Source organism: Mongoliitalea lutea (assembly GCF_014652135.1).
Lineage (GTDB): Bacteria > Bacteroidota > Bacteroidia > Cytophagales > Cyclobacteriaceae > Mongoliitalea > Mongoliitalea lutea.
This window is the reverse complement of sequence record NZ_BMYF01000018.1, coordinates 26,189-38,964: the sequence shown is the minus strand read 5'-3', so window position 1 is coordinate 38,964 and position 12,776 is coordinate 26,189. Positions and strand designations below refer to the sequence as shown.

Here is a 12,776-nt window from a genome sequence, read left to right as displayed (position 1 = left end):
ACCCGAAACTAAGTTCGGGTTTTTTATTGATATATGAAATTTTATTATTTCACTTCGAAGCTTGTTCTTCTTGCAAGCTGTCTTGCATCAGCAGAACGTTTATCTACGCTAGTGTCTTCACCATATCCTTTGTAAGAAAGTCTACCTGCATCAATACCAGCAGCGATCAAGAGGTCATAAACTGATTTTGCTCTTCGTTCAGATAACTTCATGTTATAATTTTCTGGCCCTAACTCATCAGCAAAACCTTTAATTTCAAGGTTAACACCTGGGTTCCTTTTCAAAAAATTGGCCACATAATTAACAGAAGAAGATGAAAATGGTTGAGGTTTAGCTCTATCAAAGGCAAAATAAACATTAACATATCCTTCATTGATAGCTTTTTTGAAATAATCAATTTCGTTAACCTCCTTAACTGGACAACCATCATTTGATGCAGGACCCGGAACAAAAGGACATTTGTCCAAATGGTCAGGAATCCCATCTCCATCAGAATCTAAAGTTCTACCAAAAGAATCAACTCTAGCACCAATAGGGGTGTTTGGTTCTTTATCAATATAATCAGGAATACCATCTCCATCTGAATCCTTCAACATATCTTTTAATTCTCCGATTTGTTGCGCTAATTCTGCCTTAGTGGCATATTTTTCACCTTCTATATACCAATCAGCATGAACATCTTTTTTACCTAAATATATTGCTAGTCCTAGTGTACCTGTCCACCAAGTACCTGTAGCATGAACGAAAGGATTTCTAGGAGGATCAACTACAAATGGAGCATTATATGACATCCCATCAAATGTAAACGTTTGTCTACCATTCAAATAAACAGAAATATCACCTTTAAGAGCAACTCTTGGAGAAATACTAAATAATCCAGTAAAACCGTTCACAATCGTATATGCATACTCCGCTGGAATTTCAATGCCAAATAAATTTGGTTCATAATCTAATCTACTACCTCCAACACCACCATGATATAATAGCCCTAACTTTGGCATAAATGACTCAAAATTCAAGATTCTACCAAAATTTACAACACCTTGAATATTCAAATTCTGGTAACTTGTTCTAAATCTTGGACTTTCTCCTCTCACCTCACGAAACACACCGAAACCTAAGTCAGAACTTACTCCAAAATATTGATTGATCATGTATCTCCCGCTTATTCCTGCATGTCCAACATTTAAAGTTGGGGATAAGTAACCAGGCGTCAATGGCCCCATTGGTTTATTAAAACCACCATCAACTTCAATTGACCATCGATTAAAATCAACTTGAGCAAACAAAGGTGTAAATAATAAAAAACCTACAACTACAAGGCCTAGAATCTTCTTCATATAATAATCTTTTAATTTGAGTGCAAATGTAATTAGTTCTTCCTTTAAAAAAACAAAACCCACTTAAAAAATAAGTGGGTTTATAATCTGAATTATTATTTTTTTATTTCACTTCAAAGCTTGTTCTTCTGGCAAGTTGTCTCGCATCAGCAGAACGCTTATCTACGCTAGTGTCTTCACCATATCCTTTGTAAGAAAGTCTTCCTGCATCGATACCTGCTGCAATCAACAAGTCGTAAACTGATTTCGCTCTTCTTTCAGATAACTTCATATTGTAATCTTCTGGACCCAACTCATCAGCAAAACCTTTGATTTCAACATTTACACCTGGATTTCTCTTCAAGAAGTTAGCTACATAGTTAACTGAAGAAGAAGAATAACCTAGTGGCTTAGCACTGTCGAATGCGAAGTAAACGTTTACATAACCTTCGTTAATAGCTTTTTTGAAGTAATCAACCTCTTTCACTTCTTCTACAGGACAACCGTTGTTAGAAGCAGGTCCTGGAGCGAATGGACACTTATCTAAGTGATCAGGGATACCGTCACCATCAGAATCTAAGGTTCTACCGAAAGAATCAACTCTAGCTCCAGCAGGAGTATTTGGTTCTTTATCTAAGTAATCAGGAATACCATCTCCGTCAGAATCTTTAAGCATATCTTTAATCTCACCGATTTGCTGAGCTAATTCTTCTTTAGTAGCATATTTATCAGCAGCGATATACCAATCAGCATGTGTATCTTTATTGCCTAGATAAAATGTTAGACCTAATGTACCTGTCCACCATGTACCATTGGCTCCAAAGAAACCATTGTTATTAGCACCAATCATATCATTTGGAGAAATAGCAGAAGCTCCGTCAAAAGAAACTGTTTGCCTACCATTCAAAATTGTACTAATATCACCTGTTAAGGCTATTCTTTCTGTTAATTTAACTTGACCAGTAAGACCAGTCATGATATTATATACTTTGTCTGTAAAATCGTTGAAAGTATTTTCTTGTGCTCTAACATTACCAAAGCCAGCACCCAAATGCCCAAGTAAATTTACTCGTCTTGTGAATGACTCCCAACCCATGATTCTACCAAGATTCGCTACACCAGATAGATTTGCTCTAAAGTAATTTGTAGAGAACGAAGGGCTGTTGCCACTGGATTCAGAGAAGGAACCGAATCCGTAGTCCACTTTGGCTCCGAATTTTTCATTGAACATATATCTAACTCCAAGGTCAGCATGGCCAATGTTTAATGTTGGAGAAAGAAAACCAGCAGTTAAAGGAGCCATTGGTTTATTAAATCCTCCACTTACCTCTAATGACCACTTATTAAAGTCGTCTTGTGCATTTGCACCTAATGCAAGAGAGCTTGCAATTAATGTTGATAGTATGATTTTTTTCATAATAAAAAATTTTTTTCAGATTTTTAAGTGTTTAATGATTTGATTTTAGATTCGTAAGTTTTAACTACATACAAATGTATGCTATTAATTTAATTATTTAAACTTTATCAAAAATCTTTTCGATTTTCGCATGTAATTTATTTTCACAAACTTTAACATAAACTATGCCAAATTATCAATTATTGAATGATTTGTCCAAAATAAAAGGTACATCTGGGGACGAATCTTTAATAGCTAATTTTTTACATAATTATATCTCTAAACGAATATCGGAATTTAAAGTTATACCTGACATTTATTATGGAGAAGAATTTCATGATTGTCTTCTATTAAAGTTTGGGAATCCCCAAACTGCCGTTTTTGCGCATATAGACACGATTGGTTTCATGGTTCGGTATAATAACCAATTAATACCTATCGGTGGTCCAGAAGCTGAAACCGGCTACATCTTGGAAGGCGAAGATGACTTGGGACCTATTAGATGCAAACTCATTGAAAACGATGGAGCATTATATCATGATTTCCCAAGAGCAATTGCAAGAGGAACACGATTGTCTTTCGCAAATCCATGGACGATTGATGAGGATTTTATTTCTGGACCTTATTTGGACAATAAATTAGGCATATACAATGCTTTGGAATTATGTGAAACTATAGAAAATGGTTGGATCGTATTTTCCACCTACGAAGAACATGGTGGTGGCAGTCTCCCTTATTTACTCCATTTCATTCAACAAACAGCCCCCATTAAACATGCTTTGATTTCAGACATCACATGGGTCACAGACGGAGTACAGCATCATGAGGGCGTAGTGATTTCTATTCGTGACAGACATATCCCACGAAAAAAATTCATAGATAGAATCATAGCGCTAGCAAAAGAAAGTGGAATACCTTTTCAATTAGAAGTCGAAGCAAACGGAAGTTCCGATGGGCGAGAGATCCAATTTTCGCCTTATCTAATTGATTGGTGTTTTATTGGAGCCCCAGAAGACCATGTACATAGTCCTCATGAAAAAGTATCCTTAAAAGATTTGGAGACAATGACGGCAATGTATCAATACCTTGTCAGACATCTATAAGTTATTAGCAGATAAAAGTAACGAAGGGCTTCATTTTTTTTTATATTTGTAAAGCCCTTCGGTTAAGGGCTTTTTTATTTACTATATGATCACAATCAAAGACAAAGAATTCCAACCATTTATAAATGCCGACACGATACAAGATCGGTTATTAAAGCTGGGAACTGAAATCACTAGAGATTATCTGGACAAGACGCCCCTATTAATAGGCATATTGAATGGTTCATTTATGTTTTTATCTGATCTTGTGAAATACATCTCTTGTCCTATTGAGGTTTCATTCATTCGGGTTGCATCCTATCATGGTACAACATCTACAGGGGAAGTTCAATCGATATTAGGCTTAAACACTGAATTGAAAGGAAGGCATGTGATCATAGTAGAAGACATTGTAGATACAGGCTTAAGTATGAAAAAAATATTGGAAGAATTAGGCACTATGCTTCCTGAATCTATCTCTGTAGTCACCCTTTTATTAAAACCAGAGGCGTTGAAGCATCCAATAGACTGCAAATACGTAGGTTTTGAAATCCCAAATAAATTTGTGGTTGGATATGGTTTGGACTATGATGGCTTAGGGAGAAATCTCCCAGAAATATATCAATTAAAATAAGTAGCAGCAGAAAAATAAATAAGCATGATCAATCTTGTATTATTTGGCCCTCCAGGAGCCGGAAAAGGAACCCAAAGTGAAAAAATCATTGAAAAGTTTCAATTGACCCACTTATCAACTGGTGATTTATTCAGAAAACATCTTGGTGAAGGAACTGACCTTGGAAAGTTGGCACGTACCTACATGGACCAAGGTCATTTGGTACCGGATGAAGTGGTTATAAGCATGGTTGAAGACAAGCTGGTTTCAACAACGGAGACTAATGGTTTTATTTTTGACGGTTTCCCACGGACAGTTGCGCAAGCAGATGCCCTCGACCAATTGATGGTGAAAATCGGTTCTCAGATTTCAGGAATGATCGCTCTTGAAGTAGATGAAGAAGTATTGAAAAACAGGATCAGAGAAAGAGGCAAAACATCTGGAAGAGCTGACGATCAGGATGAGCAAAAAATCCAAACAAGGATTAATGTATATTTGGATGAAACCTTACCTGTGGCTTCTTACTACGAAAAACAAGGAAAACTCACCAGAATTAATGGTGTTGGAGAAATCGATGAAATCTTCCAAAATATCAGTAAGGTGCTTGAAAGTTATTAATCTTTAAATATTTTGTATCTTTGCAAAGGAAATTGGCTAAGCTTATACGCTTAGCCATTTTTATTTAACACAATAGCCGTGGCAGATTCAAACTTTATAGATTATGTAAAATTCTGTTCCCGTTCGGGCGCAGGAGGGGCAGGTTCTGTCCATTTTAGAAGAGAAAAACACGTACCAAAGGGTGGCCCTGATGGAGGTGATGGGGGAAGAGGTGGTCATATTATTCTTCGTGGAAATGCCCAACATTGGACACTCCTACACCTTAAATATAAGAAGCATGTCATTGCCGAAGAAGGGAAAAATGGAGAAGGCGGCAGAAGAAAAGGGCGAGATGGAAAAGATATCATCCTAGATGTACCCTTGGGGACTGTGGCGAAGGATGCAGAAACCATGGAGGTCCTCTTTGAAATCACAGAAGATGGTCAGGAAGTAATTTTAACTCCCGGCGGAAGAGGTGGGCTCGGCAACGACCATTTTAAAACTGCCACCAATCAGGCACCACACTATGCACAACCGGGGGAACCTGGGATCGAGGAGTGGATAGTTTTAGAATTAAAGCTCCTAGCAGATGTAGGATTAGTGGGCTTCCCTAATGCAGGAAAATCTACACTATTGGCGTCAATTTCGGCGGCAAAACCTGAAATCGGAGATTATCCTTTCACCACACTTGTCCCAAATTTAGGTGTGATATCGTACAGAGACGATAAGTCCTTTGTTATGGCGGATATCCCGGGAATTATCGAGGGGGCTGCTGAAGGACGAGGATTAGGTTTACGCTTCTTAAGACATATTGAACGCAACTCTATTTTATTATTCATGATCCCAGCTGATGCAGATAATATTCAGCAGCAATATGAAATTTTATTGAGTGAATTGGAGCAGTACAATCCTGAATTATTGGACAAAAAGCGAATTCTCGCTATCACCAAAGCTGATATGCTAGATGAAGAGTTGATCAATGAAATGAAAAAAGATGTCCCAAAAGATATCCCATCCATTTTCATTTCTTCTGTCAGTCAATACAACTTAGACAAACTGAAGGATCTTCTCTGGCAGGCAATTACCAATGATTAAATGCCACTTTGTCAGATTGTAAGGGATGGCAAATGAATTGAGTAAGGAAATTTGAGTAAAAATAGCAACACGATGGAAAAAGATATCATGAACGAAGAGCACGTAAATTCAGCTACCAAAGAAATGAACGAACAAGAACATGTAACAACTGAAAACGTTTCTTCCAGTGATTCTTCCAATTCAGTAGAAGAAAACACAAACGTTTCAGAAATAGAAAAACTTCAATTAGAAGTTGCCGACGCCAAAGACAAATACATTCGTCTTTATTCTGAATTTGAAAACTTCAGAAGAAGAACAGCCAAGGAGAAAATTGACTTAATCAAAACTGCCTCAGAAGATGTTTTGAAGGAAATTATTCCTGTAGTAGATGATTTTGAGAGAGCCTTCAAGGCAAGTGAGTCAGAAAATAATGCTGCAAACGTAAGAGAAGGAAATTTATTGGTTTTCAATAAGCTTGTGAAGGTATTGGAAGGCAAAGGCTTACAGGTGATGACTGATATCATCGGAAAACCATTCGATGCTGATACTCAAGAGGCAATCACACAAATCCCTGCTCCCACTGAGGACATGAAAGGCAAGGTAATTGATGTAGTAGAGAAAGGATATACCCTTGGAGACAAGGTAGTAAGATATGCCAAAGTTGTAATAGGAGCTTAAGAAATCATGGCAAAAAGAGATTATTATGAAGTATTGGGCGTAAGCAAAAGCGCTAGTGCTGAAGAAATCAAGAAAGCATATAGAAAGCTTGCGATCCAATATCACCCCGACAAAAACCCGGACAATCCTGAAGCTGAAGACAAATTTAAAGAAGCAGCGGAAGCCTATGAGGTATTGAGCAATCCGGATAAAAAGGCACGTTACGACCAATTCGGACATCAAGGCCTCGGCGGCAATGGTGGTTTTGGCGGTGGCGGAATGAACATGGAGGATATCTTCTCACAATTTGGAGATATCTTCGGAGGCGGAGGATTCGAGTCTTTCTTTGGAGGAGGACGAGGTGGTAGACGTACCAAAAAAGGAACCAACCTACGTGTAAAACTTAAGCTAAACCTTAAGGAAATTGCTAACGGAGTTGAGAAAAAAATAAAAGTCAAAAGACAGGTTCTTGCCGAAGGAGTAACGTTCAAAACCTGCCAAACTTGCCAAGGTACAGGCCAAATTAAAAAGGTGGTCAACACCATGCTAGGGCAAATGGTATCTGCATCTCCATGCCATGTATGTGGCGGAAATGGTCAAATCGTAGATAAAAAACCAGCAGAAGCAGATCCAAGAGGACTTATTCTAAAAGAAGAAGTCATCACTATCAATATTCCAGCAGGTGTGGCTGATGGCATGCAATTAAGCATGTCAGGTAAAGGCAATGAAACAGCAGGAGGTATACCAGGCGATTTATTGATCGTCATTGAAGAAGTAGAGGATGAAATACTTCAAAGAGATGGCAATAATGTAGTATATGATTTATATGTCAGTTTTGTTGATGCTGCATTAGGAGAGCAAATTGAAGTTCCTACCATTGATGGAAAAGTGAAAATCAAGATTGAGCCAGGCACTCAAAGTGGCAAAATCCTACGCCTAAAAGGCAAGGGTATTAAAGACCTCAACGGATACTCGAGAGGTGACCAATTGATTCATGTAAATGTCTGGACACCAAAGCAGTTAAGCAAAGAAGAGCGAAGCATTCTCGAAGGATTGAAAAACTCCGATAACTTCAAACCAGACCCAGGGAAATCAGAAAAGAGTTTCTTCGACAAGATGAAGGAGTTCTTCTAAAAATAAAAGCCGGATTTATTTCCGGCTTTTTTGTTAGATTTCGAAAACCTTTACACCCAATTGCCGTTTCTGATAGTTATGTTGAATAGGATTATCTTACTAATTAGTCTGCTGATCGGCGTACTTTCAGATTTGCAAGCACAGATTACTAAGGATTTTAAGATTATAGAAAATCAGGGATTTAATCTGGTAGTCCTAGACTTCAACGTGTATAAAGGCATCTCAAGCATCAAACGAGAGGCCGGTTCAGATCCTTTGCATATTCACTCCCATCTTTCGAAAGTCAACATTCTCCCATCATTTTCCTACCAAATTAAGGATCAGACCATGCATGCCAATCTGATTCATCGCAATGTGGAGTCCGAAAGTCTTGGAAAATCCCTTTCCTACAAGCTTTTCCCGAGCAGCAATGATGATTTTGGACATCGATGGAACATTGATCTCAACTCCAATTTCTTATATGATCTAAATTTGAATTTTGGTGTAGGTGTAGCCAACATTGATCTTTCTCAAATCCCCGTTTCTAATTGCAAAATTCGCTCTGCAAGTGCAGATATTAATTTTGATTATAGCAGGAAGACTGCTAACTCGGTAAAGATGGACACCCTCTCTGTTACCATTAACATGGGGAATCTACATGCCAAACAATTGAATCTATTCAATGCAAAGCAGATGAATTTTGAAATCAATTACGGTAGTATGGATCTTTATTTTACCGGAATAATGACCGAAAGAACCCAGCTCAATGCAGTAGTAGGGGCTGGAAAAATCAACTTAACCTTACCGGACGAAAGCCAACCATACATTGTAAAGATCAAATCAACTGCCATGTGCCGTACCTATGTTCCCAAACATTTGAAGGATATTGGAAACAAAACATACATCAGCAAATCATTCAGAGAAGATGCGCCTAATCTTATGGAGTTAACTTTAGATGTTTCTATTGGTTCTGTTACCTTAAAGTAGTAATTTTTAGCCTTCAAAGAAAATCCAACGAAGGCATTGAATATCCTAGAAACTCATCAACTCCACAAATCTTACGCAAATACCACGGCGCTTCACAGCGTGAGTATTGCCATACCTCAACAAGGAATATTTGGTCTTTTAGGACCAAATGGAGCGGGGAAATCTACCCTTATTCGAATTATCAATCAGATCATTGAACAGGATAGCGGGAAAATTTTCTTTCGAGGCGAAGCTTTACAGCCCAAGCATATTGCAAATATAGGCTACCTCCCGGAGGAAAGAGGCCTCTACAAAAAAATGAAAGTTTGGGATCAACTCGTCTTCTTTGCCAAGTTGAAAGGGAAATCAGACCATGACGCCAAAGTACATGTCAGCAATTGGATAAAAAAATTCGATATCCAACATTGGCGCAATAAAAGCATAGACGAGCTATCAAAAGGCATGGCTCAAAAAATTCAGTTTATCGCCACCGTTATACACGAGCCGCAATTGCTGATTTTAGATGAGCCCTTCTCAGGCTTTGACCCGGTAAATGCGGAGTTGATCAAAAATGAAATCCTAGAACTCCGTGAAAAAGGCATGAGCATCATCCTATCGACTCATCGTATGGAGTCTGTGGAGTTACTTTGTGACACGATAGCTCTCTTAAACAGGTCAGAAATCATCCTACAAGGAAGACTTCAAGAGGTCAAACAAACATTTGCCGCAGATAGATACCAAGTCAAGTTAAAACCATTTACCGATCAATTGCCTGAAGGCACTTTAATCAATAAAGATCAAGATATTGTCACGCTCGAAGTCAGCCTAAATGGCATGCAGACCAATGAATACTTGCAAAATCTGATGCTTATGGGTGAAGTAAAGGAGTTCACCAAATTGATCCCCAGCATGGAACAAATATTTATCCAACAAGTAAAAACCCTGAGCCATGAATAAAGTCTGGTTAATCATTCAGCGCGAATACCTCTCTAGGGTACAAAAAAAATCTTTTCTTTTAGCCACCTTATTAACTCCTCTCATATTTCCTGCGATTATCGGACTTTTCCTTTGGATAGCTTTGGAAGATATGGATAAGCCTTCACTCCGAATCATCGAAGTAGTAGATGAAAACAACTTGTTTTTCATCGAAAGCTCGGAGCAATACGCTTTTTCGTTTTCCAACACTTCATTAGATGATGCAAAAGCCATGGTTCAAAATGGGGAACGCTATGGATTATTATATATCCCGGTGATAGATTTAACAAAGCCTTCTGGATTTACATTTTTTACGATGCAGAGCCCTAGTATGGGCATTACTTCCTTTGTTGAGGCTAGCCTCAAGAGGAGAATTAAGGAACAACGTTTATATGAAGCTGGCTTTGACCCAAAAATTTTGGAGAGTTACCGCACCAAAGTATCTGTCCAAAACATAACACTAGACAAAAAAGGAGAGGAAAAAATCAGCAGCGCTACAGTAAACTATGTGATTGGATTCATCACAGGAATCTTGATTTACCTCTTCATCTTTTTGTATGGCAATCAAATCATGCAAGGCGTCATTGAAGAAAAATCCAGTCGCATTGTCGAAATATTAATTTCATCCCTGAAACCATTCCAGCTGATGTTGGGAAAAATTGCAGGAATAGGTGCTGTTGGACTTACACAATTTTCTATTTGGGTACTACTCATCACTGGCTTATCTTCCATAGTAACCGGATATTTTGGTCAAAAAATGCCCCAACAGGAGCTCATGGAACTTCAGCTCGATAGCACTGGTCAATCACTCGATAACCCCAGTGAATTTGTAGAAATCATTCAGGTTATTCAGGGAATTGATTTTGTATCGATAATTCTCCTATTCACCTTTTACTTTTTAGCAGGATACCTGCTCTACGGGGCTTTGTTTGCTGCAATTGGTTCAGCTGTAGACAGTCCATCGGAGGCCCAGCAGTTTGTTTTTCCCATTACTATTCCTTTGATCATTTCCTACATGGGTCTTTTTGTATTTGTTCTTAATGATCCCGAGAGTCAGGTATCTTTTTGGCTTTCCATTATACCTCTGACATCGCCGATTGCTATGATGGGTCGTGTTTCCTTTGGTGTACCTTGGTGGGAGCTACTGCTATCTATGACTTTATTGATCGGAGGATTTTTAAGCACCACTTGGCTAGCAGGAAAAATTTACCGAATCGGCATCCTAACGCATGGCACCAAAGTCAGTTACAAAACTTTGTGGCGCTGGTTGAGATCATCTCATTAAATGAACAAAGGGAGCCCGAAAGCTCCCTTTTCTATTATTCCTCTTCTTCAGAGTAATTATAACTGTCTATTTGCTCTTTTACCCAATCCTTATAACGTGTCAAGTGATACTCCTCCCATAACCCTTTGTACTTACCAGAATTGTTAATCAAAAATTTAAACCCGGTACTGGCTTTTGGCTTAGATAGTGCATTGACCAATTCATCTTGGAACATTTTCTCTTTGACCATACGCTCAGTGAAGTTTTCCATCAACATATGCTCCTGATTGGGCTCCATTTTGGTAAACTCAGCATAATTATCTGGATTATCTTCAATTTCATCTAAGATATCTTCCTCGTCGGGAGTCAAATCGTAGTTAAAATAGTCCTCATCATCCGGCATGGAATGAATCTTTTTGTTGTCGATTTGATAAAAACATATCATACCTTTTAGCAGCAAGGCTGCCATCTTCTCCACTTCTTTTTCTGAAAGCGCTAACATGAGTATTGTTCTAAAATTTTGGGAAAATTAAATAAGTCCTTCTAAATATCAAACATTTAACGACTGCTTCCCTCACATTCTTTTGAAAGCAGTATTTCTCTAAATACTTCCATGTTCAACTCATGCCCTCCATCAAAACTTTTATGGTTTACAGGAAGGCCCAAAGTGGAAATCAATTCTGCTTGTTTTTGTTTTGATTCTTCAGTAATAAATTCATCTTGAGTTCCTTGCACTACATAAATCTGGCTTTCACGCAACCTGTTTCCCGCTGCATGCACATCCAAATCATGTGCAAACCCTCCTGCCCATAAAACCAGTGAAGTCACTGGTAAATTCAACTGCGCAGCCCAACGGGTCGCTGTCGCTGCTCCTTGTGAAAAACCTAGAATATGGATATTCGGTGTCTTATCAAATTTTATAACTTGCATTTGAAGGACGGCATTGAGGTAACGGTTATTATTGGCAATCGCAGCCTCCCGTTCATGCCTAGTCATCCAATTAGCTCCTACCCTACCAGAAAATCCCTGCAAATAGGAATAGTTGGTAGCTTCCGGAGCTAAGAAAAGAGTATCATCCGAAAAAACTGTCTCGAACTTTTTTAGAAAAAAACTGGATAATTGCCCATAACCGTGAAGAACTACCCAGATATTTTTTTCACGTCTATTGACTAAGTGGGAAGTGTAGTAATGAGCTTGGTGCTCATATCGGATACTTGCTTTCATTAATCATTCAAATCTTTAAACCTAAAAGGAAGGAAATTCTCTATTCCCTCGGCCTTTAATACGGTATTTTCGGGTGTAAGGATTAGAATTTCTACAGGCTTTTTGAATTTGAGTTCGTATTCATTGATGGTTTGTCGACATGAGCCACAGGGAGTTACATTTGCTAGTCTATCTAGCCCTTGCTTTTTAGCCACAATTGCAATCTTCACAGGCGCTTGATCTGGAAAATTACCTATCGCATAGGCTAATGCTGCGCGCTCGGCACAAACGCCCACAGGAAAAGAAACATTCTCCTGATTATTTGCCGAAAATATCTCGCCATTTTCAAGCAATACAGACGCCCCAACAAAAAACTCTGAGTAAGGAGCATATGCTTTTTCCATCAACTCCTTTGCTTTTTCGATCAATGTATTTTCTACGGATGACAATTCCGAGAGATCCAATTCCATCAGACACACTGTCTGTTCTATTCTTTTTCGCATGCTTCGCACTTAAA

14 protein-coding genes are annotated in these 12,776 nt (G+C 38.4%); 9 read left to right on the top strand and 5 right to left on the bottom strand.

Annotated elements, in window-relative coordinates:
• Window positions 1-44 precede the first annotated feature (44 nt).
• Both IE080_RS14060 and IE080_RS14055 read right to left on the bottom strand, forming a co-directional pair.
• A complete protein-coding gene (locus tag IE080_RS14060) occupies window positions 45-1,340 on the bottom strand; it encodes an OmpA family protein (RefSeq protein ID WP_189584015.1) in 1,296 nt (431 codons plus the stop codon).
• A 103-nt stretch (window positions 1,341-1,443) separates the two neighbouring features.
• Window positions 1,444-2,736 carry an OmpA family protein gene (locus IE080_RS14055; RefSeq protein WP_189583824.1) on the bottom strand — a complete coding sequence of 431 codons (1,293 nt, stop codon included), beginning with the start codon at window positions 2,734-2,736 and terminating at the stop codon, window positions 1,444-1,446.
• A gap of 164 nt (window positions 2,737-2,900) precedes the next feature.
• Here IE080_RS14055 and IE080_RS14050 point away from each other — a divergent pair, with 164 nt between their 5' ends.
• The 9 genes from IE080_RS14050 (at window position 2,901) to IE080_RS14010 (ending at window position 11,077) form a co-directional block, all read left to right on the top strand.
• Window positions 2,901-3,818, top strand: coding sequence for a M20/M25/M40 family metallo-hydrolase (locus tag IE080_RS14050; protein WP_189583821.1), 918 nt, complete (start codon window positions 2,901-2,903; stop codon window positions 3,816-3,818).
• A gap of 85 nt (window positions 3,819-3,903) precedes the next feature.
• A complete protein-coding gene (gene hpt, locus IE080_RS14045; protein ID WP_189583818.1) occupies window positions 3,904-4,431 on the top strand; it encodes a hypoxanthine phosphoribosyltransferase in 528 nt (175 codons plus the stop codon).
• A gap of 24 nt (window positions 4,432-4,455) precedes the next feature.
• Entirely contained in the window at window positions 4,456-5,028 is a 573-nt protein-coding gene (locus tag IE080_RS14040; RefSeq protein WP_189583815.1) for an adenylate kinase, read from the top strand.
• A 78-nt stretch (window positions 5,029-5,106) separates the two neighbouring features.
• Window positions 5,107-6,102, top strand: a complete 996-nt coding sequence (gene obgE, locus IE080_RS14035) for a GTPase ObgE (protein ID WP_189583812.1) — start codon at window positions 5,107-5,109, stop codon at window positions 6,100-6,102.
• 72 nt (window positions 6,103-6,174) lie between these two features.
• Entirely contained in the window at window positions 6,175-6,759 is a 585-nt protein-coding gene (locus IE080_RS14030) for a nucleotide exchange factor GrpE (RefSeq protein ID WP_229800645.1), read from the top strand.
• Between the two features lie 6 nt (window positions 6,760-6,765).
• Window positions 6,766-7,872: a molecular chaperone DnaJ gene (dnaJ, locus tag IE080_RS14025; RefSeq protein ID WP_189583809.1), complete on the top strand. Its 1,107-nt coding sequence runs from the start codon at window positions 6,766-6,768 to the stop codon at window positions 7,870-7,872.
• Window positions 7,873-7,932: 60 nt separating this feature from the next.
• Entirely contained in the window at window positions 7,933-8,838 is a 906-nt protein-coding gene (locus IE080_RS14020; RefSeq protein WP_229800644.1) for a toast rack family protein, read from the top strand.
• Between the two features lie 99 nt (window positions 8,839-8,937).
• A complete protein-coding gene (locus IE080_RS14015; protein ID WP_308428173.1) occupies window positions 8,938-9,774 on the top strand; it encodes an ABC transporter ATP-binding protein in 837 nt (278 codons plus the stop codon).
• Entirely contained in the window at window positions 9,767-11,077 is a 1,311-nt protein-coding gene (locus tag IE080_RS14010) for an ABC transporter permease (protein WP_189583803.1), read from the top strand. Before IE080_RS14015 ends, IE080_RS14010 begins: the two co-directional genes overlap by 8 nt.
• A 34-nt stretch (window positions 11,078-11,111) precedes the next feature.
• On the opposite strand, the gene IE080_RS14005 is transcribed toward IE080_RS14010, so the two are convergent.
• From IE080_RS14005 to IE080_RS13995, 3 genes are read right to left on the bottom strand one after another with little or no spacing between them, the layout of a single operon-like run.
• The gene (locus IE080_RS14005) at window positions 11,112-11,558 is read right to left on the bottom strand and encodes a UPF0158 family protein (protein WP_189583800.1); all 447 of its coding nucleotides are present in this window, start codon (window positions 11,556-11,558) and stop codon (window positions 11,112-11,114) included.
• 56 nt (window positions 11,559-11,614) lie between these two features.
• A complete protein-coding gene (locus tag IE080_RS14000) occupies window positions 11,615-12,280 on the bottom strand; it encodes an alpha/beta hydrolase (RefSeq protein ID WP_189583797.1) in 666 nt (221 codons plus the stop codon).
• Window positions 12,280-12,762 (bottom strand): cytidine deaminase, encoded by a 483-nt coding sequence (locus tag IE080_RS13995; RefSeq protein WP_189583793.1) that lies wholly within the window; start codon window positions 12,760-12,762, stop codon window positions 12,280-12,282. The genes IE080_RS14000 and IE080_RS13995 overlap by 1 nt, the downstream gene beginning before the upstream one ends.
• Window positions 12,763-12,776: the final 14 nt, after the last annotated feature.

Bases quoted from the DNA above. Each gene is read 5' to 3' on its own strand.
- IE080_RS14060 (WP_189584015.1), bottom strand. From the start codon at position 1,340: ATGAAGAAGATTCTAGGCCTTGTAGTTGTAGGTTTTTTATTATTTACA.
- IE080_RS14055 (WP_189583824.1), bottom strand. From the start codon at position 2,736: ATGAAAAAAATCATACTATCAACATTAATTGCAAGCTCTCTTGCATTA.
- IE080_RS14050 (WP_189583821.1), top strand. From the start codon at position 2,901: ATGCCAAATTATCAATTATTGAATGATTTGTCCAAAATAAAAGGTACA.
- hpt (WP_189583818.1), top strand. From the start codon at position 3,904: ATGATCACAATCAAAGACAAAGAATTCCAACCATTTATAAATGCCGAC.
- IE080_RS14040 (WP_189583815.1), top strand. From the start codon at position 4,456: ATGATCAATCTTGTATTATTTGGCCCTCCAGGAGCCGGAAAAGGAACC.
- IE080_RS14030 (WP_229800645.1), top strand. From the start codon at position 6,175: ATGGAAAAAGATATCATGAACGAAGAGCACGTAAATTCAGCTACCAAA.
- dnaJ (WP_189583809.1), top strand. From the start codon at position 6,766: ATGGCAAAAAGAGATTATTATGAAGTATTGGGCGTAAGCAAAAGCGCT.
- IE080_RS14010 (WP_189583803.1), top strand. From the start codon at position 9,767: ATGAATAAAGTCTGGTTAATCATTCAGCGCGAATACCTCTCTAGGGTA.
- IE080_RS14005 (WP_189583800.1), bottom strand. From the start codon at position 11,558: ATGTTAGCGCTTTCAGAAAAAGAAGTGGAGAAGATGGCAGCCTTGCTG.
- IE080_RS14000 (WP_189583797.1), bottom strand. From the start codon at position 12,280: ATGAAAGCAAGTATCCGATATGAGCACCAAGCTCATTACTACACTTCC.
- IE080_RS13995 (WP_189583793.1), bottom strand. From the start codon at position 12,762: ATGCGAAAAAGAATAGAACAGACAGTGTGTCTGATGGAATTGGATCTC.